The organism is Klebsiella sp. D5A (assembly GCF_001620885.1).
In the GTDB taxonomy this organism is placed as follows: domain Bacteria; phylum Pseudomonadota; class Gammaproteobacteria; order Enterobacterales; family Enterobacteriaceae; genus Klebsiella; species Klebsiella variicola.
The window spans coordinates 429,765-454,736 of sequence record NZ_KV407481.1 but is presented as its reverse complement, the minus strand read 5'-3'; the positions used below and the strand labels follow the sequence as shown (position 1 = coordinate 454,736).

The 24,972-nt window shown below is 62.5% G+C and carries 17 protein-coding genes and 1 pseudogene; 12 read left to right on the top strand and 6 right to left on the bottom strand.

All coding sequences use genetic code 11. The annotated features are described in order from the left end of the window. Window positions 1–3: 3 nt before the first annotated feature. The 10 genes from AS136_RS02210 to AS136_RS02165 all read left to right on the top strand — a co-directional run bounded on the left by AS136_RS02210 (window position 4) and on the right by AS136_RS02165 (window position 8,682). Entirely contained in the window at window positions 4–279 is a 276-nt protein-coding gene (locus AS136_RS02210; RefSeq protein ID WP_008806309.1) for a EutN/CcmL family microcompartment protein, read from the top strand. A 10-nt stretch (window positions 280–289) separates the two neighbouring features. After that, window positions 290–1,306, top strand: coding sequence for a two-domain cob(I)yrinic acid a,c-diamide adenosyltransferase PduO (gene pduO, locus AS136_RS02205; protein ID WP_023323222.1), 1,017 nt, complete (start codon window positions 290–292; stop codon window positions 1,304–1,306). After that, window positions 1,303–2,688: a CoA-acylating propionaldehyde dehydrogenase PduP gene (gene pduP, locus AS136_RS02200; RefSeq protein ID WP_023323223.1), complete on the top strand. Its 1,386-nt coding sequence runs from the start codon at window positions 1,303–1,305 to the stop codon at window positions 2,686–2,688. Before pduO ends, pduP begins: the two co-directional genes overlap by 4 nt. Before the next feature lie 11 nt (window positions 2,689–2,699). Next, window positions 2,700–3,812, top strand: coding sequence for a 1-propanol dehydrogenase PduQ (gene pduQ / locus AS136_RS02195; protein WP_023323224.1), 1,113 nt, complete (start codon window positions 2,700–2,702; stop codon window positions 3,810–3,812). Beyond that, a complete protein-coding gene (locus AS136_RS02190; RefSeq protein WP_023323225.1) occupies window positions 3,809–5,161 on the top strand; it encodes a 4Fe-4S dicluster domain-containing protein in 1,353 nt (450 codons plus the stop codon). The genes pduQ and AS136_RS02190 overlap by 4 nt, the downstream gene beginning before the upstream one ends. A 2-nt stretch (window positions 5,162–5,163) precedes the next feature. Continuing rightward, entirely contained in the window at window positions 5,164–5,718 is a 555-nt protein-coding gene (gene pduT / locus AS136_RS02185) for a propanediol utilization microcompartment protein PduT (RefSeq protein WP_023323226.1), read from the top strand. Next, the gene (gene pduU / locus AS136_RS02180; RefSeq protein ID WP_023323227.1) at window positions 5,718–6,068 is read left to right on the top strand and encodes a propanediol utilization microcompartment protein PduU; all 351 of its coding nucleotides are present in this window, start codon (window positions 5,718–5,720) and stop codon (window positions 6,066–6,068) included. The genes pduT and pduU overlap by 1 nt, the downstream gene beginning before the upstream one ends. A gap of 4 nt (window positions 6,069–6,072) precedes the next feature. After that, the gene (gene pduV / locus AS136_RS02175; RefSeq protein WP_022065722.1) at window positions 6,073–6,513 is read left to right on the top strand and encodes a propanediol utilization protein PduV; all 441 of its coding nucleotides are present in this window, start codon (window positions 6,073–6,075) and stop codon (window positions 6,511–6,513) included. Next, window positions 6,510–7,724: an acetate/propionate family kinase gene (locus AS136_RS02170; protein WP_023323228.1), complete on the top strand. Its 1,215-nt coding sequence runs from the start codon at window positions 6,510–6,512 to the stop codon at window positions 7,722–7,724. Before pduV ends, AS136_RS02170 begins: the two co-directional genes overlap by 4 nt. A gap of 91 nt (window positions 7,725–7,815) precedes the next feature. Next, window positions 7,816–8,682 (top strand): GHMP family kinase ATP-binding protein, encoded by an 867-nt coding sequence (locus AS136_RS02165; protein WP_032739034.1) that lies wholly within the window; start codon window positions 7,816–7,818, stop codon window positions 8,680–8,682. Window positions 8,683–8,685: 3 nt separating this feature from the next. Here the strand turns inward: AS136_RS02165 and cobD are convergent, their stop codons facing one another. Together cobD and amiC are read right to left on the bottom strand one after the other, a co-directional pair. Further along, window positions 8,686–9,762 carry a threonine-phosphate decarboxylase CobD gene (cobD, locus tag AS136_RS02160; RefSeq protein WP_012967290.1) on the bottom strand — a complete coding sequence of 359 codons (1,077 nt, stop codon included), beginning with the start codon at window positions 9,760–9,762 and terminating at the stop codon, window positions 8,686–8,688. 17 nt (window positions 9,763–9,779) lie between these two features. After that, window positions 9,780–11,032, bottom strand: a pseudogene (gene amiC / locus AS136_RS02155) (N-acetylmuramoyl-L-alanine amidase AmiC). 227 nt (window positions 11,033–11,259) lie between these two features. On the opposite strand from amiC, the gene argA reads away from it, so the two are divergent. Next, entirely contained in the window at window positions 11,260–12,591 is a 1,332-nt protein-coding gene (gene argA, locus AS136_RS02150; RefSeq protein ID WP_004149616.1) for an amino-acid N-acetyltransferase, read from the top strand. Window positions 12,592–12,822: 231 nt separating this feature from the next. Further along, on the top strand, window positions 12,823–13,143 hold the full coding sequence (locus tag AS136_RS02145; protein WP_023323230.1) for a hypothetical protein: 321 nt from the start codon (window positions 12,823–12,825) through the stop codon (window positions 13,141–13,143). Window positions 13,144–13,202: 59 nt separating this feature from the next. On the opposite strand, the gene recD is transcribed toward AS136_RS02145, so the two are convergent. From recD to recC, 4 genes are all read right to left on the bottom strand, one after another. Then, on the bottom strand, window positions 13,203–15,047 hold the full coding sequence (gene recD, locus AS136_RS02140; RefSeq protein ID WP_023323231.1) for an exodeoxyribonuclease V subunit alpha: 1,845 nt from the start codon (window positions 15,045–15,047) through the stop codon (window positions 13,203–13,205). Further along, complete coding sequence (gene recB / locus AS136_RS02135; protein ID WP_023323232.1) at window positions 15,044–18,580, bottom strand: exodeoxyribonuclease V subunit beta; 3,537 nt, start codon at window positions 18,578–18,580, stop codon at window positions 15,044–15,046. The genes recD and recB overlap by 4 nt, the downstream gene beginning before the upstream one ends. Continuing rightward, entirely contained in the window at window positions 18,577–21,462 is a 2,886-nt protein-coding gene (gene ptrA, locus AS136_RS02130) for a pitrilysin (protein ID WP_023323233.1), read from the bottom strand. The genes recB and ptrA overlap by 4 nt, the downstream gene beginning before the upstream one ends. 120 nt (window positions 21,463–21,582) lie before the next feature. After that, entirely contained in the window at window positions 21,583–24,960 is a 3,378-nt protein-coding gene (gene recC, locus AS136_RS02125; RefSeq protein ID WP_012540657.1) for an exodeoxyribonuclease V subunit gamma, read from the bottom strand. Window positions 24,961–24,972 lie beyond the last annotated feature (12 nt).

The window sequence follows — 24,972 nt, the reverse complement described above, 5'->3', positions numbered from 1 at the left end:
ACTATGCATCTGGCACGCGTGACCGGCGCCGTCGTCTCGACGCAAAAATCGCCCTCTCTGAACGGCAAAAAACTGCTGCTGGTGCGCCGGGTAAGCACAGACGACGAACATCCATTTCCGCCCGCGAGCGGCGATGAAGTGGCGGTAGATTCGGTTGGCGCTGGCGTCGGCGAACTGGTGCTGCTCTGCAGCGGCTCGAGCGCACGCCACGTCTTTAGCGGCCCGAATGAGGCCATCGATCTTGCCGTTGTGGGCATTGTTGACTCACTTTCACGCTAAGGGGGCGCCTGTGGCTATCTATACCCGAACCGGCGATGCCGGCAGTACATCACTCTTTACCGGCCAGCGGGTCAGCAAGACGCATCCGCGCGTCGAAGCCTACGGCACCCTGGATGAACTGAACGCGGTGCTGAGCCTGTGCGTCTGCGCCGTCGCTGAAGAGGAACATCGCGTCCTGCTCGAAGCCCTGCAGCAACATATTTTCTGGTTCAGCGCGGAGCTCGCCAGCGACAGCGAACAGCCATCACCGGGTAAGCGCTATATCAGCAGCGAAGAGATTGCCCTGCTGGAGCAGACCATCGATCGCGAGATGGCCCGCGTGCCGGCGCTGCACCAGTTTGTGTTGCCCGGACGGTGCGAAGCCGCCAGTCGTCTGCACCTGGCCCGCACCGTTTCCCGTCGGGCGGAGCGCCGGCTGGTCGAGCTGGCGGCAGAGGCCACTATCCGTCAGATACTGCTGCGTTATCTGAACCGCTTATCTGACTGTCTGTATGCCCTGGCGCGCAGCGAGGATCATGCCGATCACCAGCGCCGCCTCGTCGCGGAGATCGCGGCCCGCTACCTGGCCGCCAGCGGGTCGCCTGCGTCCGACGCGCCCAAAGCCCAGGCCGGGGCACTCTCCTTTCACGAGCTGCATCAGCTTACCCGTCAGGCTATCGAACACGCCCGCCAGCTGCAGGTGCCGGTGGTGGTCAGCATCGTTGACGCACACGGTACCGAAACCGTGACCTGGCGAATGCCCGATGCGCTGCTGGTCAGCAGCGAGCTGGCGCCGAAAAAAGCCTGGACCGCCGTCGCCATGAAAACCGCCACCCACGAGCTCGCGACGACCGTACAGCCAGGCGCTGCGCTGTACGGTCTGGAGAGCCATCTGCAGGGCAAAGTCGTCACCTTTGGCGGCGGATATCCGCTGTGGCGCGATGGCCAGCTAATAGCCGGCCTCGGGATTAGCGGCGGCAGCATCGAGCAGGATATGGCTATTGCACAGGCTGCTATGGCGGCCATTAACGTGAGAACACATCAATGAATACAGCAGAACTGGAAACCCTTATCCGCACCATTCTCAGCGAAAAGCTCGCGCCCGCCCCCGTTTCTCAGGAACAGCAGGGCATTTTCCGCGACGTCGGCAGCGCCATCGACGCCGCCCATCAGGCTTTTCTCCGCTATCAGCAGTGTCCGCTAAAAACCCGCAGCGCCATTATCAGCGCGCTGCGGGAGACGCTGGCCCCCGAGCTGGCGACGCTGGCGGAGGAGAGCGCCACGGAAACCGGCATGGGCAACAAAGAAGATAAATATCTGAAAAATAAAGCTGCCCTTGAGAACACACCGGGCATTGAGGATCTCACTACCAGCGCCCTCACCGGCGATGGCGGGATGGTGCTGTTTGAGTACTCACCGTTCGGGGTTATTGGCGCCGTGGCGCCCAGCACCAACCCAACGGAAACCATTATCAACAACAGTATCAGCATGCTGGCGGCGGGTAACAGCGTCTATTTCAGCCCCCATCCCGGCGCGAAAAAGGTCTCGTTAACGCTTATCGCCAGGATCGAAGAGATCGCCTACCGCTGCAGCGGGATCCGTAACCTGGTGGTGACCGTTGCCGAGCCGACCTTTGAAGCCACCCAGCAAATGATGGCCCACCCGCTGATTGCCGTTCTGGCTATCACCGGCGGCCCTGGCATTGTGGCGATGGGCATGAAAAGCGGTAAAAAAGTGATCGGCGCTGGCGCCGGCAATCCGCCGTGCATCGTTGATGAAACGGCCGATCTCGTCAAAGCCGCCGAAGATATCATCAGCGGCGCCGCCTTCGATTACAACCTGCCCTGTATCGCCGAAAAAAACCTGATCGTCGTCGCCTCCGTCGCTGACCGCCTGATCCAGCAGATGCAGGATTTTGACGCGCTGCTGTTGAGCCCGCAGGAGACCGATACCCTGCGCGCCGTCTGCCTGCCCGACGGCGCGGCGAATAAAAAACTGGTCGGTAAAAGTCCGGCTGCGCTGCTGGCGGCCGCCGGTCTCGCCGTCCCTTCCCGCCCCCCTCGCCTGCTGATAGCCGAGGTGCAGGCGAACGACCCCTGGGTGACCTGCGAGCAACTGATGCCGGTGCTGCCGATCGTCCGGGTCGCCGATTTTGATAGCGCCCTGGCGCTGGCCCTGCGCGTTGAGGAGGGTCTGCACCACACCGCCATTATGCACTCGCAGAATGTCTCGCGGCTCAATCTGGCGGCACGCACGCTGCAGACCTCCATCTTTGTCAAAAATGGTCCGTCTTACGCGGGAATCGGCGTCGGCGGCGAAGGGTTTACCACCTTCACCATCGCCACGCCAACCGGGGAAGGCACCACCTCCGCGCGGACGTTCGCCCGCCTGCGGCGCTGCGTGTTGACCAACGGTTTTTCCATTCGCTAACCGGGGGCGCCATGCACACCTTTTCTTTGCAAACGCGCCTCTACAGCGGCCCGGGGAGCCTGGCCGCGCTGCAGCGCTTTAGCCATCAGCACATCTGGATCGTCTGCGACGGCTTCCTGGCGCGTTCGCCGCTGTTCGAGCGGCTGCGCGCCGCGCTGCCCGCCAGCAACCGCGTCAGCGTGTTCAGCGATATTACACCGGATCCGACCATTCACACCGTGGCGAAAGGGATAGCGCAGATGCAGGCCCTGCGTCCGCAGGTGGTGATCGGCTTCGGCGGCGGCTCGGCGATGGACGCCGCCAAGGCGATCGTCTGGTTCAGCCAGCAGGGCGGGCTGCCTGTCGACACCTGCGTGGCGATCCCCACCACCAGCGGTACCGGGTCGGAAGTGACCAGCGCCTGCGTCATCAGCGATCCGGAAAAAGGGATCAAATACCCGCTGTTCCATGAGGCACTCTGTCCCGATATGGCGATCCTTGACCCGTCGCTGGTGGTCAGCGTACCGCCCACCATCACGGCCCATACCGGACTGGACGTCCTGACCCACGCCCTTGAGGCATGGGTATCGCCGCAGGCCACCGATTTTACCGATGCACTGGCGGAAAAAGCCGCCAGGCTGGTATTTCGCGCCCTGCCCGTTGCGGTTCGCCAGGGCGACTGCGTCGCGACCCGCAGTAAAATGCACAATGCCTCAACCCTTGCCGGCATGGCCTTTAGCCAGGCTGGCCTCGGACTCAATCATGCTATCGCCCATCAGCTTGGCGGCCAGTTTCACCTCCCCCATGGCCTGGCCAACGCGCTGCTGCTGACCGCGGTGATCCGCTTCAACGCCGGCGAGCCGCGAGCGGCGAAGCGCTATGCGCGCCTGGCCAGGGCCTGCCAGTTCTGCCCGCCGGAAGCTGGCGAACAGGAGGCTCTCCAGGCGCTGCTTGCCGCGGTGGAAACACTGAAACAGCAGTGCGCCATTCCCACCCTCAAGGGCGTCTTGCAGGAAAAATATCCCCTTTTCTTATCGCGAATTCCCGCCATGGTGCCGGCCGCGCTGGCCGACGCCACCCTGCGCACCAACCCGCGTCCGGCCGATGGCGCGGCCATCGCGCAACTGCTGGAGAGCCTGCAATGAGTGAAGCGATAGTGCCACTACCAGACATTGACGCGGCGGAGATCCGCGAGCGCGTCCGGGCCGCCGGCGTGGTGGGCGCCGGTGGGGCGGGCTTTCCGACCCACATCAAACTGCAGGCCAGGGTGGATACCGTGCTGGTGAACGCCGCCGAATGCGAACCGATGCTGAAGGTTGATCAACAGCTGATGGCGCAGCAGGCTGACCGGCTGATTCGCGGCCTGGGTTACGCAATGACCGCCACCGGCGCCCGGGAAGGGATCATTGCCCTGAAGGCGAAATATACTCCGGCGATTGCGGCGTTAACCCCGCGACTCCCGGAATGGGCCCGGCTGCATATTCTGCCTGACGTCTATCCGGCCGGGGATGAGGTGCTTACTATCTGGCTGGCGACGGGGCGCCGCGTGCCGCCTGCCGCGCTGCCGGTCAGCGTCGGCGTAGTGGTCAATAACGTGCAGACGGTACTCAATATCGCCAGAGCCGTGGAGCAGGGCTATCCGGTGACTCGCCGGACGTTGACCGTCAATGGCGCCGTCGCCCGCCCGCTGACGCTGACTGTCCCGCTGGGCATGTCGTTGCGCGAGGTGCTGGATCTGGCCGGCGGCGCGACGGTTGCCGATCCGGGCTTTATCAACGGCGGTCCGATGATGGGCTCGCTTATGACCTCCCTGGAGACACCGGTCACCAAAACCACCGGCGGCCTGCTGGTGCTTCCGGGCAACCATCCGTTGATCCAGCGGCGGCGGCAGGATGAGCGCACCCTGCTCGCCATCGCCCGCACCGTCTGTGAGCAGTGCCGCTTATGCACGGATTTATGCCCCCGGCACCTGATCGGCCATGAGCTTTCTCCCCACCTGCTGGTGCGGGCGGTGAACTATCGCCAGGCGGCCACCCCGTCGCTGCTGCTCAGCGCCCTGACCTGCTCGGAGTGCAACGTTTGCGAGAGCGTCGCCTGCCCGGTGGGGATTTCCCCCATGCGCATCAACCGTCTGCTGAAACGTGAGCTGAGGGCGAAAAACCTGCGCTACGAGGGACCGCTACGTCCGGCGGACGAGATGGCGAAGCACCGCCTGGTGCCGGTCAAACGGCTCATCAGCAAACTGGGGCTTGATCCCTGGTATCAGGAGGCGCCGCTGACGGCGGTGGAGCCGGAGGTGGGCTGCGTCACCCTGCCGCTGCGCCAGCATATCGGCATCAGCGCCGTTCCCTGCGTCGCACCGGGAGAGCGAGTAACGCGCGGCCAGCTGCTGGCAGACATCCCTGCCGACGCCCTCGGTGCGCCGGTACACGCCAGTATTGACGGCCAGGTCTCCGCCATCACGGAGCAGGCCATTACGCTTGTAAGAGGTTAATCATGACCCAGGCTATCGGAATTTTAGAACTGACCAGCATCGCCAGGGGAATGGAGCTGGGCGACGTCATGCTGAAAAGCGCGAACGTACAGCTCCTGCTCTGCAGAACCCTTTGTCCCGGGAAATTCCTGCTGATGCTCGGCGGCGACGTCGGCGCCGTGCAACAGGCAATCGCCGCCGGCACGGCGCGCGCCGGGGAGATGGTGGTGGACAGCCTGGTGCTGGCCAACATTCACCCCAGCGTACTGCCGGCGATCAGCGGCCTCAACGTGGTCGAGCAGCGACAGGCGGCGGGGATCGTCGAAACCTGGAGCGTGGCAGCGTGCATCAGCGCCGCCGACCGCGCGGTGAAAGCCGCCAACGTCACCCTGGTTCGCGTTCATATGGCGTTTGGTATCGGCGGCAAATGCTACATGGTGGTGGCGGGTGATATCGCCGATGTCGACAACGCCGTCACGGTGGCCAGCGACAGCGCAGGCGAGAAAGGATTACTGGTTTACCGGGCAGTGATCCCGCGACCGCACGATGCGCTGTGGCAACAGCTGATGGAGGGATAATGGAATCGCAAACCCCTACCGAACGCATGATCCAGGAGTATGTCCCGGGTAAACAGGTCACTCTGGCGCATCTCATCGCCAATCCGGGCAAAGATCTGTTCAAAAAGCTGGGTCTGCCGGACGCGGTCTCCGCCATCGGCATTCTCACCATTACCCCCAGTGAGGCGTCAATCATCGCCTGCGACATCGCCACCAAGTCTGGCGCGGTGGAGATCGGCTTTCTCGATCGCTTCACCGGCGCGGTGGTGTTGACCGGCGATGTCTCCGCGGTGGAGTACGCGCTCAGGCAGGTCACACGCACCCTTGGTGAGCTGATGCGCTTCACCGCCTGTCCGATCACACGGACCTGAGCCCATGAAACGCCTGATGCTTATCGGACCCAGTCAGTGCGGCAAAACCTCGCTGACCCAGGTATTGCGTGGCGAAACGCTGCGTTATCAGAAAACGCAGGCCATCGTCTGGACGCCGGCCGCGATCGACACCCCGGGGGAATATCTGGAAAACCGCTGCCTGTACAGCGCGCTGCTCACCAGCGCCTGCGAGGCAGATGTCATCGCGCTGGTACTGAATGCCGATGCGCCCTGGTCACCTTTTTCTCCGGGGTTTACCGCCCCGATGAACCGCCCGGTTATCGGGGTGGTCACCAAAGCCGATTTGGCCGCCCCGCCCCGTCTGGAACAGGTCCGGGCATGGCTCGAGGCAGCAGGCGCCGAACATATCTTTATCACCAGCGCGTTAACCGGCGACGGGCTTGATGACCTGCTCGCCTGCCTGAACGCAGAGGAATATCAATGACCTATAAAATCATGGCGATCAACGCCGGCAGCTCCTCCCTGAAGTTTCAGCTGCTTAACATGCCGCAGGGAGCGTTGCTCTGCCAGGGGCTGATCGAACGTATTGGCTTGCCCGAGGCCCGCTTCATGCTGAAAACGTCGGCACAGAAATGGCAGGAGACGCTGCCCATCGCCGATCACCATGAGGCAGTGACCCTGCTGCTGGAGGCGCTGACCGGCCGCGGGATCCTGAGCAGCCTGCAGGAGATAGACGGCGTTGGCCACCGCGTCGCCCACGGCGGCGAACGCTTCAAAGACGCCGCGCTGGTCTGCGACGACACCCTGCGGGAGATCGAACGCCTGGCGGAGCTGGCGCCGCTGCATAACCCGGTCAATGCGCTGGGCATTCGCCTCTTTCGCCAGCGGCTGCCGGCGGTACCGGCGGTAGCGGTCTTTGATACCGCCTTTCACCAGACCCTGGCGCCGGAGGCCTGGCTCTATCCCCTGCCCTGGCGCTATTACGCCGAGCTGGGCATTCGCCGCTACGGTTTTCACGGCACCAGCCATCACTATGTCAGCAGCGCGCTGGCGGAAAAGCTGGGCGTACCGCTGAGCGCCCTGCGGGTAGTGAGCTGCCACCTGGGCAATGGCTGTAGCGTCTGCGCCATCAAAGGCGGGCAGTCGGTGAATACCTCAATGGGCTTTACTCCCCAGTCCGGGGTGATGATGGGCACCCGCAGCGGCGATATCGATCCGTCGATTCTTCCCTGGCTGGTGGAGAAAGAGGGGAAATCCGCCCTGCAGCTCAGCCAGCTGCTGAATAATGAATCCGGGCTGCTGGGCGTCTCCGGCGTGTCTTCTGACTACCGCGACGTCGAACAGGCAGCCGACGCCGGCAACGAAAGGGCGGCTCTGGCGCTGTCGCTGTTTGCCGAACGCATTCGCGCGACTATCGGCAGCTATATCATGCAGATGGGAGGTCTGGACGCGCTGATCTTTACCGGCGGCATAGGCGAGCATTCCGCCCGGGCGCGGGCGACGATCTGCCGCAATTTGCATTTTCTCGGCCTCGCACTGGACGACGAGAAAAACCAGCGGAGCGCGACCTTTATTCAGGCGGATAATGCGCTGGTCAAAGTGGCGGTGATCAACACCAATGAAGAGCTGATGATTGCCCGCGACGTCATGCGTCTTGCCTTGCCGCAGGCGCGCGAGCTGGCGGTGTCGGCCTAAACGACGTACCTCCTCTTGCGGAGAATCATGGTAACCGGCGGGTCGCCATGCCACTATGCGCCCTGGCGAAGGTAAGCGGAAAGGTGAAAACGTGGCTGTTGCACAATGTCCCGCCTCGTGCGGAGAACTTATCCAGGGCTGGATCCTCGGCAGCGAGAAACTGGTCTCCTGCCCGGTGGACTGGTACAGCACCGTCGAGGTCGAGACCGGGGTGCCGCGAAAAGATGAGCGGCCGCTGTCACGGGCGATGGTCGACCAGCTGCTGGCCCACTGGGGCTACCCCCCAGCGCTGAGCCAGCAGATCCGCATCACCCTGCACTCAACGATCCCGGTGGCCAAAGGGATGGCCAGCAGCACCGCCGATATCGCTGCCACCGCCGTCGCCACCGCCCATCATCTGGGCCATCTAATGGATGAGCCGACGCTGGCGCGCCTGTGCGTCGCGCTGGAGCCTACCGACAGCACCCTGTTTCGCCAGCTGACGCTGTTCGACCATAATACCGCCGCCACGCAAATCGCCTGTCCCCCTCCGCCGGCGCTCGACCTGTTAGTACTGGAGAGCCCGCTGACGCTGCGCACCACCGACTACCACCAGCTGCCGCGCGAGGCGGGTCTGTTGGCTAACGCCTCCCGGCTGCAGCTGGCGTGGGAGAAAGTACAGCAGGCCTGCCATTGCGGCAGCCCACAGCTGCTGGGCGAAGCGGCGACCATCAGCGCCATCGCCAGCCAGCAGCTGTTGCCCAAACCGGGGTTTGACGCGCTACTGCAACTGGTGGAAAGCGCAGGATTGTATGGCCTTAACGTGGCGCACAGCGGCAGCGTCGTCGGCCTGCTGCTGGACCGCCGTCGTCATGACGTCGAATTTCTGCAATGGCGGCTGGCAGAGAGCGACATCGCCGCCCACTGGCCGCAGCAGCATCTGCTGGCGATGGTGCCCGGGGGCGTCACCCTGCAGTAGGCCTCAGGCCAGCGCCCGGCGCAGCGCCGCCAGCAGCTGGTCGTTTTCGCTGGCGCTACGGATCGCCACCCGGAAATAACGGCTATCCAGCCCCGGGTAGTTGGCGCAGCTGCGGATCAGCACATGCTGGCGCAGCAGGGCGTATTGCAGGTCAAGCCCTTGCCTGTCGCAGCGCAAGAACAGATAGTTGGCGCGCCCGGGCCACACGGTCAGCCCGGTAATCTCTTTCAGTCGTGAACAGAAACGCGCCCCCTCCTCCTGCAGCCACTGCCAGGTGGCCCGCTGATACGCCCGGTCCTGGAGGATGATCTCTCCGGCCAGGGCGGCATAGGCATTGATGGACCACGGCATTTGTCGCTCGCGCAGCCGGGCCACTGCCTGGGCGTCAGCGTTGAGCAGGTAGCCGAGACGCAGCCCCGGAATAGCATAAAATTTGGTGAGCGAGCGCAGAACCCAGACGTGCGGGTGCTGCGCCAGCAGGGGAATAAATCCCGGCTGGTCGGGGATAAAATCGAGAAAGGCCTCGTCAAGGATCAGGCTGATGTTCAGCGCCCGACAGCGCTGCGCAATGGCTTCCAGCAGGCCCCGCTCCGGCAGCAGGCCGGTGGGGTTATTCGGGGTGCAAAGAAACAGGCAGTCCAGCGCCGGAGTCAGGGCATCGAGGATGGCGTCAGTCAGTTGCCAGCCATCGCACTCCCGGAGGGCATACTCCACCAACTCGCAGTCCACCGTCTGCAGCGCCCGCCGGTACTCCGCGAAACCAGGAATGACGATCATCGCCCGCCGCGGCTTAAGGCCGTGGACGAGGGTGAAGATCGATTCAGTTTCGCCGTTGCCGGCAAGGATATGCGCCGCCGGCAGCTGATGGTGGGCAGCCAGCGCCTGATGCAGCTGTTGATATTCAACGTCAGGGTAGCGCTCGGCGCAGCCTGGGTTGTCGACGATCGCCTGCCTGAGCGAAGCTGGCATCCCCAGCGGATTGATGTTGGCGCTAAAATCCAGCAGCTCGCCGGGCGCAATACCCAGCAGGGCGGCGGCCTCGCGGATGTTACCGCCATGGGCGCTTTTCAGTAAGGCCATATCCCTTTCCTGTGTGGTTATCCGCGACGGGCCAGCGTCGCGCCGTCGGCGAAGTAGGCTTTAATCCCGGCGAGGATCGACTCGGCTACCTCCTGCTGGAATTTGGCCGTTTTCAGCTTCCGCTCTTCTTCCACGTTACTGATAAACGCCGTCTCCACCAGAATGGAGGGGATATCCGGCGCCTTCAGCACCGCAAAGCCCGCCTGCTCTACCCGATTCTTGTGCAGGTTATTGATATTGCCCATTTTCTCCAGCACCGCCTTGCCAAATTTGAGGCTGTCGGCGATGGTCAGGGACTGCACCATATCGAACATGGTGTGGTCGACATAGCGGTCGCCGCTCTTGCTGACCCCACCGATCAGATCCGAGGCGTTCTGCGTCTGGGCGAGATATTTTGCCGCGGTACTGGTGGCCCCCCTGGTGGAGAGGGCAAACACTGAGGAACCGCTGGGCTGGCGGCTGGTAAAGGCGTCGGCGTGAATCGACACGAACAGGTCGGCGCGCTGCTTCTGCGCCTTGGCGACACGCACCTTCAACGGGATAAACACGTCTTCGTTGCGGGTCATATAGGCCTTCATATTGCCTTCTTTGTCGATCAGCGCCCGGAGGCGGCGGGCAATCTGCAGCACCACATCTTTCTCGCGGGTGCGATACTTCCCCACGGCGCCGGAGTCTTCGCCGCCGTGTCCGGGATCGAGCATAATGACAATCGGCCGGTCACGCCCGGCTTTGCCCGGCTGCGGTCCTCTTTGCGCCGGCGGCACCTGACGCTCCAGATCGCCTTTGTTGTAATCCTCGAGCAGCGCCAGCAGCGGATCCTGAACATCGGTGGCGTTGGCGGGATAGAGATCCATCACCAGACGCTCTTTAAAGCCGGCCACCGGCGCGAGGGCAAACAGCTGCGGCTTAACGTTCTGCTTGAGCTCAAAAACCATGCGCACGGTTTGCGGATCAAACTGGCCCACGCGAGCGGACTGAATAAAGGGGTCGTCACGCGGATCTGCCCCCCCATGCCCTTCAGCACAGAGTTCAGGTTAACCCCTTCCAGATCCACCACCACCCGCTCCGGGTTACTGAGGGCAAACTGCCGGTATTTCAGCACATGATTCGATTCTACCGTGACGCGCGTGTAGGTCGATGCTGGCCAGACGCGAACAGCGACCACCCGCGCATCGGCAGCCAGCCCCACAGGGCTCACGCTCATTAACCACATGGCGCCCGCGCCCTGCAGCAGACGGCGACGGCTTAATCCAGAGTTGTTTCCCGACATGCCACTCCCAAGCAATAAAAACGCATTTGTACCCAAAACAAACAGATTGACCAGAAACTTTAACGAAAGGCATATAACCTGTCATCTATAAAAGGGTAAACATTCATTGACACCCTGCGCCGGGTCACATGTTTTTCGTGGCTTAGCCTAAAATTGGCACTTGCGTTTAACAGCAAAACAGAATAAAAATACAATAATTACGAATAATCATGCATTGAGGGTTTGTCATGGTGAAGGAACGTCGCACTGAACTGGTAGAAGGATTCCGCCATTCTGTTCCCTATATTAATGCCCATCGGGGAAAAACGTTTGTCATCATGCTGGGCGGCGAAGCCATTGAGCATGAAAATTTCTCAAATATTGTCAATGACATAGGATTATTGCATAGCCTGGGCATTCGCCTGGTCGTGGTCTATGGCGCCCGCCCGCAGATTGACGCTAACCTCGCCGAGCACCACCACGAGCCGGTCTATCACAAGCAGACGCGAGTGACTGACGCTAAAACGCTTGAGCTGGTTAAGCAGGCGGCGGGGATGCTGCAGCTGGAGATCACCGCCCGCCTGTCGATGAGCCTCAACAACACCCCGCTGCAGGGGGCCCATATCAACGTTGTCAGCGGCAACTTTATCATCGCCCAGCCGCTGGGCGTCGATGACGGCGTCGATTATTGCCACAGCGGACGCATTCGCCGCATTGACGAAGAGGCGATTCATCGTCAGCTCGACAGCGGCGCCATTGTCCTGATGGGGCCGGTCGCGGTGTCGGTCACCGGCGAGAGCTTTAACCTGACTTCGGAAGAGATCGCCACCCAGCTGGCCATCAAGCTGAAGGCGGAGAAAATGATCGGCTTCTGTTCGTCGCAAGGGGTTTACAACCAGGCCGGGGAAATCGTCTCCGAACTGTTCCCTAATGAGGCGCAGGCCCGCGTCGAAGAGCTGGAAGCGGACGAAGATTATAACTCCGGCACCGTGCGCTTCCTGCGCGGGGCCGTGAAGGCCTGCCGCAGCGGCGTGCGGCGCTGCCACCTGATCAGCTATCAGGAAAATGGCGCGCTGCTGCAGGAGCTGTTCTCACGCGACGGCATCGGCACCCAGATCGTCATGGAGAGCGCGGAGCAGATCCGCCGGGCGACCATCAACGATATCGGCGGTATTCTTGAGCTGATAAGCCCGCTTGAGCAGCAGGGCATCCTGGTGCGCCGCTCCCGCGAGCAGCTGGAGATGGAGATCGACAAATTCACCATTATTCAGCGCGATAACACCACTATCGCCTGCGCTGCCCTCTATCCTTTCCCGGAAGAGAAGATCGGCGAAATGGCCTGCGTGGCGGTGCATCCGGATTACCGGAGCTCGTCGCGGGGAGAGGTGCTTCTGGAGCGTATTGCCGCTCAGGCCAGACAGATGGGACTGAGCAAGCTGTTCGTGCTAACCACCCGCAGCATCCACTGGTTCCAGGAGCGCGGCTTCACGCCGGTGGATATCGACCTGCTGCCGGAGAGTAAAAAGCAGATGTATAACTATCAGCGCCGGTCGAAGGTGCTGATGGCCGACCTCGCTTAGGCCCTTCTTCACCCTTTCTAACGGCCCGGGATAGCGCGACGCTTATCGCTTTATCCTGGGCCGGTCTCCCGCCACGCTTCGCGCCAGCGCTCGTCTGCGGTACGCGGGCTAAATTCCTGGTTTCCGCGCAGACCATTTCTTTCTCGCTGGCTCACCGATATGCTACTGGCTGTCGACAGGACGTCGACTGGCGCCACGGCCGCCACCCGCCCTGCAAGGATCGCTGAAATAATGGAAACCAAACCGAACTGGCTGGTCAGACATATCAACCTCATTACCGCCACGGTCACCCTCTATCCGTGGTTGCTGATGATATTGCTGCTCTGGGATAACCAGCGCCATCATCAGCATGGTTATGCCGCGCTCGGCGCCGCCATCGCGATATTATTCCTGCTGGCCCTGACGTCCGGCATGAATGTTCTCATCTCCTCGCTGGTGATTTTTTGTGCCCGCTGTTCCACCCCACCGCTGGCCAGCGGCGCGGCAGTCCGCTTTTGCGCCATGAACTCGATATCGGTGCTCTGGCTCATCCCCCTGGTCTTCAGCTACTGATTTTTCTGCCAGTCCGGGCAACGGGCTGCATTATTTTCCCATCGCCCGGATGCGGCCTCTCAGGGGGCTTCGCGCCCGGCGAAAATCTCCGCCAGGCCGCTGCGCCGCTCGGTGCGCGTCACAATGGCCTGGGAGAGCACCTGCTCGTCGGCATAGAGCGACAATCGCTGTTTCGCGCGGGTGATCGCCGTGTAGACCAGTTCGCGGGTCACCAGCGGGACGCTGCGCGCCGGTAGGATCAGCGCCGCATGTTCGAACTCGGAGCCCTGCGATTTATGCACGGTCATCGCCCAGGCGGTATCATGCTCCGGCAGGCGACTCGGTTGCACCGACTTGATGGTGCCGTCGGGCATCAGGAACCACACCCGCAGCTCGCCGTTGCGCTCCAGCGCTATGCCGATATCGCCGTTAAACAGCCCCAGCGCGCTGTCGTTGCGCGATATCATGATCGGTCGGCCGTCATACCAGCGGGAGTGGCGCGGCAGGGCGATCGCCCGCTGGCGGTTGAGCCGCTGCTCCAGCCGCTCATTGACGCCGCTCACGCCGTACGGCCCTTCACGCAGCGCGCACAGCAGCTGGAATTCGCTGAAAGCGGCCAGCATGGCCTGCGGTTCGGCCCGCTCGCGGCGCAGCTGCAGGTAGCGTTCATAGCCCTGCTGGGCCGCGCCGAGCATGGCCTCGTACTCTTCAGTCGTGCTGAGGGGATGAAGCGCGATATCGTCAAACGGCTGGCGCAGCGTGACCTTCACCTCCGCGCGCGCGCCAGCATTCACCGCCCGCGCCAGGCTCCCGATGCCGGAGTGACTGCCGAAGCGATAGCTCTTTTGCAGCAGGCACAAGCTGTCTCTCAGCGCGCCAGCGATAGTCCCATCGCCCGCGGGCACCGGAGAACCGGTCAGCCGGGTCAGCTCCTGCGCCCGCGCGGCAGTGTAGCCCGAGCTCGCCCAGGCGCAGATATCCCCCAGCACCGCCCCCGCTTCCACGGAGGCCAGCTGGTCGCGATCGCCGAGGAAAATCACCCGCCCGTGGGCCGGCAGCGCGTCGATAAGCCGCGACATCATCGGCAGGTCAATCATCGAGGCTTCATCCACGACCAGCACATCCAGATGCAGCGGGTTGCCGGCGTGATAGCGCATGCGCTGGCTGCCGGGCTGGGCGCCCAGCAGACGATGCAGCGTGCTGGCCTCGGTGGGAATTAACGCTTTCTGCGCATCGGTCAGCGGCAGCTTTCTCAGCGCCGCGCCCAGCGATTCGGTCAGGCGCGCCGCCGCTTTCCCCGTCGGTGCCGCCAGGCGAATACGACAGCGTGGACTGTCGTCAATCTGGATCAGCGCCGCCAGAAGCTTCGCCACGGTGGTGGTTTTCCCGGTCCCGGGACCACCGGAGATCACCGAGATACGGCGGGTCAGCGCCACCGCCGCGGCCACTTTTTGCCAGTCGGTTTCGCCAGTGGCGGGAAACAGCGCATTTAGCGTTGACGCCAGCCGCGCCTCATCCATCTCCAGCACCCGGTTGGCTTCGTTAAAGAAGCGGGCGACGGTCAGCTCGTTGCGCCACATCCGGTTCAGATAGAGCCGGTCGCCGCATAAAATCATCGGCGCCGGAGCATCGCCGCAGCTCACTGCCGATGAAGCGAGCAGTAGCGCGGGCCAGTCCTCCGGCGCGCCGGCTTCGGCCAGCAGCCGATCGCGGATCTCCCCCGCTTTTCCGCTCAGCGCCTCGTCGCCGCTCAACCGCGACAGCGGCAGGCAAACGTGCCCCTCGCCAGCATCCCGGCTCAGCAAGGCCGCCGCCAGCATGACCGCCGGCGGGTCGTTTTGCGCCACCATCAGGGCAAACTGGACGTCCAGCGGCCGCAGCAGACGCTGCTCCACCGCCGCCAGCAGTAATTGTTCGAAAGTCATGAGGCCTCCTCCTGAGTTTCTCCGGCAAAAAGCTGATCCAGACCGTCAATCAGCGGTCTCACCGGCCGGGTGGTGAAGATCCCCTGCCCTCCCTCCTGCCCGTCCATGCCGCGCAGGAAAAGATAAATCACGCCGCCGAAGTGGCGGTCATAGTCATAATCGGCCAGCCGGTGGCGCAGATAGCGGTGCAGCGCCAGGCTGTACAACTGATACTGCAGATCGTAGCGGTGGGCACGCATCGCCTGCTCCATTGCCGGCCGGGTGTAGGCCTCGCGGTCTTCCCCCAGCCAGTTGGATTTGTAATCCAGCAGGTAATAACGGCCTTCGTGGCGGAAGACCAGATCGATAAAGCCCTTCAGCATGCCACGCACCTGGCGGAAATCCAGCGGTGGCGTGTCGGCGGAGAGGGGATCGTACTGGCGGATAAGCGCGTCAAGGCGCTCCGCCGTCAGCAGCTGAGCGATAGGCAGATAAAACGCCATCTCCACCTGTTTATCCCGCGCCGCAAGCTGATTGAGCGCAATATCCGCTCCCGGCAGGCGAGTCTTCAGCACGCCCCCCAGCCAGTCGGTCAGCACCGGCGCCCACTGCGCGTCAAACCCGCTCAGCTGCAGCTTCTCCGCCATCCACCCGTCCGGCACCGGCTGGGTGAAGTCCAGCTCCTCAAACAGGCTGTGCAGGAAGGTCCCCGGCGCGGCGCCGCGCGGAAACTGGTGCGGAGTCAGCTGCGGCTCTTCCACGACTTCGCCGACGCCGGCGGCATCGACATCCAGACGCGGCAGCAGATCCTGCCCGCCGCTGAAACCATGCTGTTGCAGTCCGGAGTAGCTGGTCACCCGCCAGTCGTCGGCGATGCGGCGCTGCAGCTCGCGCGCCGACAGCGGGGGGATGGTCGCCGCGGGCGCCTGCCACGGGGTCAGATCCAGCTCGCCCGGTCTCTGTAATGCAATATCGCCATGACAGAAGTCCACCAGCCGCGCGGCCAGCCCGGCGGCGTCCATGGCTTCGCCCGCCTGCAACAGCCGCCCCAGCGCGCTGAGGTGGAAATCGCTGTTGCCGGATTTCCGGCTGCTTAGCGGCGCCACGCCGAGGCTGCAGTGCCAGACCGCACGGGTCAGGGCGACGTACAGCAGGCGCAGATCTTCCGCCAGCCGTTCCGCCTCCGCCAGCTCGAGGCTGGCCTCATCCTGGCCCAGATCCAGTACCGCCGCGAACGTCTCGCGATCGTGGTAGAACGCCTGGTCCTGTTTACGAAACCGGGCGATAAACGGCAGCCAGACCAGGGGGTATTCCAGCCCTTTTGACTTGTGAATGGTGACAATTTGCACCAGGTGCTTATCGCTTTCGAGACGCATCTGCTGGCTGGCGGCGTTGCTGTCCGGCTCGGCGATATGCTGCGCCAGCCAGCGCACCAGGGCATGCTCGCTTTCCAGTTGGCTGGCCGCCTCCTGCAGCAGTTCGCTGATATGCAGAATGTCGGTTAAGCGCCGCTCGCCGCCGCGGGTCGCCAGCAGATTCTCGGCGATATGCCGGGCCGTCATCAACGCCCGCAGCATCGGCATCACTCCGCGCTGACGCCAGATCTGGCGGTATTCGCTGAACTCTTCCACCAGCGCGTCCCACGCCTGCTCATCCTGGTTCAGGTTTTCAATATCCAGCGCGGTCAGGCCAAACATCGAGGTCGCCAGCGCGCTGCGCAGGGTATTTTCCCGCTCCGGGGCCAGCACCGCCTGCAGCAGCCAGAGCAGCTCCTGGGCCTCCAGCGTCTCGAAAACGCTGTCGCGGTTGGAGAGGTAGACCGAGGGGATGCCCAGCGTCTGCAGCGCTTCACGCACCTGCGCCGCCTCCAGCCGGTTGCGCACCAGCACGGTGATATCCGAGGCCTGCACCGGGCGCGAGGTTTCCCCGCGCCACAGCAGCGCGCGCCCCTGCTGCCCGGCGCTCAGCCAGTCGCGGATCTGCGTGGCGCAGAGCTGCGCCATAAACGTTTGATAATCGCCAGACCCGACGGTGTCGCCGGGCATCAGCCAGACGTTCATCGCCGGTACGTCCGCCGCGTCAACGGTAAAGCGCAGCCCCTGATTCTTTGCCGCCGCCTTCACCGGCAGAAACGGGATCTCGCGGAACATGAAGGGGTTATCGCTGAGGCTGAACAGCCGATTGACGCTGCTCACCATGCCCGGCGAGGAGCGCCAGTTGGTATCGAGGGTGTAGTGCGCGGTAACGTCGCCGCGCGCTTTCATATAGGTAAAGATATCGGCGCCGCGAAAGGCGTAGATGGCCTGCTTCGGATCGCCGATCAGCAGCAGCGCCGTCTCCGGCTGCCGGCGCCAGATGCGGCGAAAAATCCGGTACTGCTGGGGGTCGGTGTCCTGAAATTCATCGATCATCGCCACCGGAAAACGCTGGCGAATGGCGCTGGCCAGCGTCTCGCCGCTGTCGCCGCGCAGCGCCTCGTCAAGCCGGCTGAGCATATCGTCAAACCCCAGCTCGCCGCGGCGGCGCTTTTCGCGGGCGACCGCATCGCGGATCTCGACCATCGCTCTCGCCAGCACCAGATCGGTGAGCGTCAGCGAGGAGGCCAGCAGCGACTCTACGGCGCTAAACAGCGGGTGCACCGGCGGTTCGCCACCGGCTTTGGTGCGCTCGAGCAGAAACGACTGGGCAAATTTCTCCAGCGCGTCGGGCAGCTGGTAGCTTAACGTCTCTTCCTGCGCCCAGGCGTTCACTTTCTCAAGCCATTTGCCCTGGTTGCCACGATTGTATTTCCGCCGGTCGAGCCCGGAATTTTCCAGCACGCCTTCGATCTCGCCCACCTGCTCGCGCCACTGCTGCTTGAGCGAGTCAATGCGGCCGATGATCTGCTGATGGCGTTCGGCCAGCGTCTCGTCGGGGGCCGGCGGCGACTTAAGCTGCGGCGCTTCGCCCTGCAGCCAGCGGTCAAGAGACTTCAGCAGATCGCGCGGCCCTTTCCAGACGTAGTGGATCACCGCCGCGATATCGCGGGTCAGCGGATAGCAGTGGCGGCGCCAGAAGTCAGCGCAGGCCTGATAGCGCAGGCGGGATTCATCCTCGATCAGTTGCTGCTCGAACAGCATGCCCGACTCGAAGGCGTTAAGGCTCAGCATCCGTTGGCAAAAGCCGTGGATGGTGAATACCGCCGCCTCGTCCATCTGCCGTTCAGCCAGCAGCAGCGTCTTCGCGGCGTCGTCTTTATCGACGATCTCCGCCAGCAGCGCGCTGTAGAGCGGATTGTCGGATTCGCCGCGCAGGCAGGCGATGCGCAGTTCGTGGATGTTGCTGCGGATACGCCCGCGCAGCTCTTCGGTCGCCGCCTCGGTAAAGGTCACCACCAGCAGCTCTTCGACGCTGATAGCGCGGGAATAGGCGGACTCGCCGCCCAGCCCCAGCAGCAGCCGCAGATACAGCGCGGCGATGGTAAAGGTTTTTCCGGTGCCCGCAGAGGCTTCTATCAGGCGCTCGCCCCTCAGGGGCAAGCGCAGGGGATCCAAAGACTCAGCGGTGTCGGTCATTCATTCTCTCGCATCAGGGGTAAGGATTGCTGCAATGCGCTGACGTTTTCCCACACTTTGCCGCCTTTCGGCTGGGCATAGTCCGCTTTGCCATTCTGGCTACCGGAAATCTGGGACAATATCGTCATGCCCTGCGGATCCACCACCGTCTGATGGAAGAAGTCGGCAAGTTTTTGCGGCGTCAGCAGTTTAATCTGAGCCACTACTTTATCACGTGAATCAAAACGCATATTACCGCGATCGAAATCTTTGCTCAGTTTCGAGGCTTCATCGCCCAGCGTCTGCGGCGCCTGCAGCATCTGGCTTATCACCGCCTGCTGGAGCTGAGCAAACTCTTCCGGCTTCATCGCCCGCAGCTTCGCCTCCGCGGTGGGGAAGAAGGCCTGGAACCGCTGCCAGAGGAAGGCCGGCTGCTTATCGCTACTCTGCAGCAGGAAGCCCATGCCCCACTGGCGCCCCACGTTCATCGGGAAGGCAAAGACCGCGTAGCCGAGCTGCTCTTCGGTACGCAGCTGGTTGTAGAACCACGGCTGAATAATCTGCCCCAGCAGGGTGCTGGCGGCGGTGCTGCTGAACTCATCCACGTTGGGCGGCGCGAACACCGCGGCCAGCGCGGAGTCGGTGCTGTTGCCCGCTTTGTTGAAGATCGCCAGCTGCTGCCGGTTCACCACCACGTCTTTATTACGGCACCATTCGTTGCCGTCGGCGCCCAGCTGCTGCTGGATCTGGCGGGCCAGCGTCGTGGCGGCATCGGCGGTCATATTGCCGATCACCATCAGTTCAGGACGCCCCTTGGTTTTCAGGTTGGCGCGGTAGTCGAGCACCTCTTTAAGAGTGATGGAGGGCAGCAGCGCCCGGCGCACTTCGCGCTGGAAGTACGGCACCTGGGAGACCATCTGGATCGGCATTATCGCCTGATCGTAGGCTTTGCCTTTCTCGGCGGAGTCCATCATCTGCGCATACCAGGATTTGGCCTGCTTCAGCTGCTCCTCGGTCGGCGTATAGCTGAAGTATCCCTGCAACAGATCGCTGAACAGTGCCGGAAGGTGCTGGGTATAGCCGTTGGCATTGACCATTAATCCGTTATTAGCGCCGGTGGAGAACGAAATGCCGCCGACCGCCGCCTGGTTACTGAGCTGATCGAGGGCGATGCCGGCGAGATAATCGTTGAGGGCAAACATCACCTGCCGGCGAGCGCTGTCCATCGCCTGGGGATTACGCAGCACCAGGGAGATATCCGCCTTCGGCTCGCTGGCAAAATACTGGCTCGGGGCATACACCACCCGCAGCGTCGGTTCATCAAGGATCAGCTGCGGATGCGGCCAGGCTTTATCGCTTTTGATGAGGGTGAAATCATCCGGAATATAGGGGTTGAGCACCGGCAGCTGTAGCTGGATGGCCTGCGATTTTTGCTGCCAGTCAGCGAACGTCTGCTCGCTAATCTTATCCACCTGATACGGCGCATCGACAAAATAGGCCGTCTTGTTATGCGGCTCCTGGGGGCTGATATACCAGATACGGGCGTTCTGCGGGGTCATCATCGCCAGCCGATCTTTGATCGCCTGCGGGTCGTACTGGTCGGCAATATTCACCACGTCCAGCGCATGCTCGACCGGCACCCGGATCATGGTATCCGCCAGCCATTCCACGTAGTCCATGTCGCGGTTGATCGACGGATAGCGGAAATCCAGCGCCAGCACATGCGCCAGTTCATCGAAGTACCGTTTGTCGATGCCCTGAGTACGCAGGAGGTCGAGATAGCTGAAAATGGCCGCCGTCACTTCGTCGCGGTGCGCCAGGCCTTTATCGGTGAGGGTAGCAGAGATCGCCAGCACACCGCTGTTGCCGTTTACCACCGGATCGGAATCGGCGCGGATACCTTCCGCCAGCCCCTGCTTTTGCAGCCAGTCGGAGAGCGTGCCCGGGCTGCGGTTGCCGATGAGATAGGTGACCAGCTCATCGGTTTTGCTGCGGAAGCGATCGCTGTTGTTGTCGATGCGAAACTCGACGCGCAGCACTTTGCGCGGCATCGCCGGCACATAGTGAATAATGATGCCTTTTTGCGCATCCGTTACCACCGGGACGGTAATTTCCGGCCTGCTGATCTGACGATTCGGCACGCGGCCAAAGGTGTCAGCAGCCATCCGCGCCAGCTCCGGCAACGGCTTGTTGCTGTAGATCACCGCTTTCATCAGGTTGGCGGAGTACCAGCTATCGCGGAAGGTATGCAGCGCGTCAAGTACCGGGCTGCCGGGCTTATCGCTGAGCGTCTCGAGGTTACCACCGGAGAAGTGGGCCGCCGGGTGGGCCGGGTTGATGGTCTCCGCGCTGACCTGGGCCATGCGCATCCCGTCTCGCGTCCGGGCCATCGTCAGTTCGGCGTTGACCGCGTTACGTTCGCGATCGGCATATTTCTTATCCAGCAGCGGCGCGGCGATGGCGTCGGCCAGGCGGTCTACGGCCCCGTCCAGCGCATCATTTTCCACTTCGAGATAAAACGCGGTGCGGTAAGGCGCGGTGCTGGCGTTATGGCTGCCGCCGTGCAGTTTAAGAAACTCTGCAAGGCTGTCAGGCTGGGGATATTTTTGCGACCCCATCAGCGTCATATGTTCCAGAAAATGCGCCAGCCCCTGATGATCGGCCGGATCCTGCAGGGATCCCACCGGCACCACCAGCGCCGACAGCGATTTCACCGCCTGCGGATCGGAAACCAGCAGCACGACCATGTCGTTATCAAGGCGGATCGCCTGATACTGACGCGTATCTTTTTCGCTTTTGCGGATCGTCTCCTGAATCGGCTGCCATCCGGTGTCGGCCTGACTAAACGGCGCCCAGAGGGCGGCCAGCACAACAAAAACCTTGAACCATAAACTGCGGGGCATTCACGAACCTCATCATTAACAAACTTGCGCTGCACAGCGTGCAGCCTTTTATGTCCATCAGTCCGTGATACGTTGCGCATAATAAATGAACCGCCATTCACTGCGCAATTTTTATACTATTTAAATTTGTGTGGACTGATGGTAACGATATAGCGGTAACAGATAACGCTGCGTCTGAGCAATAATTTCTTCGTAATGCGCCGGCTCCAGCGAACGCCACAGGCGTTGATACCAGATATCGGCGCCCTCCCCGCTGACCACCATATTACCTTCGTAGGTCTGCAGGAATTTGCTCCGCGCTTTCTGCTGCGTCTCTTCGTCCATTAAGATGACATCCTTTTCGGCGTCGTAACAGGCTTTCAGCCAGGCGCCACCGCTTTCCGGCAGCAGCAGCAGCGGCTGCGACATCCCCAGCAAATAGCCATCCACCAGCGCATTAAGGTACGCCTGCGCCTCGGCGGGCGCCAGCGCCGGGAAGCGCCACTCTCCCTCTTTCCGCACAAACAGCCGGCTCTCGCCGGTGCCGCCGCTGGCACAGTAGACAAGGTGTTCCAGCCAAAGTTGCATCCCCTGGGAGACGCTCAGCAGCGAAGGCCGCCAGCGCAGCAGACCGTCCGGCTGCACCTGCTGCAGCCAGCCGGTCAGGTTCACGCCGCCGCACTGCAGATCGATCTCCATGCTCTGCGCCTGCTGGCGCTCGGCCATCACCCGCTCGGCCAGCGCCTGCATCTCCAGGCGCTGCGTCTCCCAGACCAGCTCGCCAAAGGCGCCATACGGTAGCTCGCCGGCGGCGCGGAAGCGGCGGAACATGGCTGAGACGTCCTGCTCCTCGATAAGCGTATTGAGCAGTTGCTGATTCAGTTGATAACGGCTCAGCCCTTCAAGAGTGAAGGGCTCGTCGTCTGGAATATCGTCCTCTTCGGCGCGGAAATTGACCCGCAAACGCTGCTGAAAGAACGCGCGTACCGGGTGCTGCCAGAAACGCAGGAGCTGATCGAACGGCAGGCTGTCAATCGGCGGCGCGGTGAGCGGCTGTATAAAATCGCTATGCGCCTCTCCCTGCTGGCCGGCGGCGGCCAGCCATTCACGAGCGTAGCTCTTGTTCTCGTCTTCCTGGAAATTAGCGACGTCGAACGGCATGCGCGTGTGCAGATGGGTGATATGAGCTTTGACACGGGCTTCGCTGGCGTCACAATCAAGCTCCTCGTCGCCAGCGAGACAGTGGCTCTGGCCGATATAATCCACCAGCTCCTGCACCAGCACCGAGGGAAAGCGCTCGCTGTTGTCCTGGATCGAACGGCCGATGTAGCTGATATACAGCGTCTGTTCGGCGGACATCAGCGCTTCGAGGAACAGATAGCGGTCATCATCGCGCCGGCTGCGGTCGCCGCGCTGCGGCTTCTGGCTCATTAAATCAAAGCCCAGCGGCGGTAGCGTTCGCGGATAGACTCCGTCATTCATCCCCAGCAGGCACACCACCTTAAAGGGGATCGAACGCATTGGCATCAGGGTACAGATGTTGACCGGGCCAGCAAGAAAGCGCTGGCTGATCCGCTGCTGATCGAGACGCTGGGCCAGCTCATCGCGCAGTAGCGTCAGCGGCACCTGGTCGCCATACTGTGCTTCCAGACCGCTATCAATAACCGCCAGCCATTGTTGCTCAATCAGTGCCAGCGCCGCTTCGGTCTCGCTGTCCGGCAGGAAAAAGTCATTCAGCAGATCGCGACAGACCGGCAGCCACTCCGCCAGCGGCCGCTGCTGGGCAAGGCCGCGTCGCCACAGATTAAGCTGCATCAGCAGCGACGCGAGGTTGCCCACCAGTTCGGCGATCAAACCGCTGGATTCGTCATACGGCAGCACCGACTGCCACTCTCCCTCGCGGCTGTCCATCGCGTAGCCCAACAGCATGCGGGTGAGGCCGAACCGCCAGGTATGCTGCCCGGTCGCCGGCAGGTCCAGCTCGCGGACGTTGTCGTCATCCATTCCCCAGCGGACGCCGGACTCGTTCACCCACTGGCGCAGGTAGCGCAGCCCTTCTTCAGTGATATTAAAGCGCGCCGCCAGCACCGGCACGTCCAGCAGCGCCAGCACATCTTCGCTGGCGAAGCGGCTGTCCGGCAGCGAGAGCAGCGTGATAAACGCCTGCAGCACCGGGTGCGACTCGCGGGCGCGACGGTCGGAGATCGCCCACGGCAACCAGCGATCGCCGCTGGCCGCGCCAAACACCGCCTGAATATAGGGACTGTAGCTGTCGATATCCGCCACCATGACGATGATATCCCGCGGCGTGAGCGTCGGATCCGCCTCCAGCATCGCCAGTAGCCGATCGTGCAGAACCTCCACTTCGCGCTGCGGACTGTGGCAGACGTGAATGCTCAGGCTGCGGTCATCCAGCGCCAGCGGACGTTTGTCGCGACTGTGGGCGAACGCCTCTGCGCTCTGCCCGGCCACCGCCGCGTTGCGCAGTTCGAGGATATCCGATTGCAGGTTATGCAACAGGTTATCGGGGGCAATATCGACAAAGGCGTCCAGCTCCTCATAGCGCTCCAGCCCCGCCAACAGGTAGATATAGTCGCGCCCCAGTTTGCCCCAGGAGGCGAGCAACGGGTTGCCGACATCCTGTTCCCCAGCGTCATTAAACAACCCCGGCGCCTGCTCGGTGTCGCGAAACAGGGGTAGCGCGCGCGCCTCGCGGTGATGGCGCCGCTGGCGCGACAGCAGCTTCGCCAGGAACGCCGGATCCTTAATGTCTCCCCAGTAGTAGCGGCAGGGGTTGGTAAACAATACGTAGACATCGACATGCTTACCCAGCGCCTGCAGGGCCTGAAGATAGACCGGCGGCAGCGCGGAAATCCCGCAGATAAAGACGCGCGACGGCAGCCCGGCGGGCGGTTCGTCCGCTTTTTCCAGGGTACTGATAAAGCGCTGGTAGAGATTGGCGCGGTGCCACTGCGGTTGCCCCAGCTCGGCGGTATAGCTCACCAGCGCCTGCCACAGCGGCGCCTGCCACTGCTGGGCATCGCCGAGACCTTCCACCCGCTGGCCGGCCTCCCAGCGCATCAGCCACTCCGGGCGATAGACGAGGTACTGGTCATAGAGGTCCGCCACCCGGGCGGCGAGTTGAAACAGTTTGCGCTTGTCGCCGTCATCGCTCAGATACTGGCGCAGCAAGATAAAATCGTCTTCCTCCAGGTGCTGCGGCAGGAGGGTCATCAGCTTCCAGCTCATGCTCTGCTTGCTGAAGGCGCTTTCGCCAGGAATATCTTTCAGGACGCGCACGAACATGTCCCAGATAAAGCTCGCCGGCAGCGGGAACTCGATATTGGCGGCAATTCCGAAGCGCGAGGCCAGGGTCATCTGCAGCCACTGCGCCATACCGGTACTCTGCACCAGCACCATTTCGGCCTGAAAAGGGTCATCCAGCCGCTGGCGCTCGACGATAAATTCCATCAACGCCTCGAGAACATCCAGCCGGTTTGAGTGGTATACCCTTAACATAATTGCTCCTGA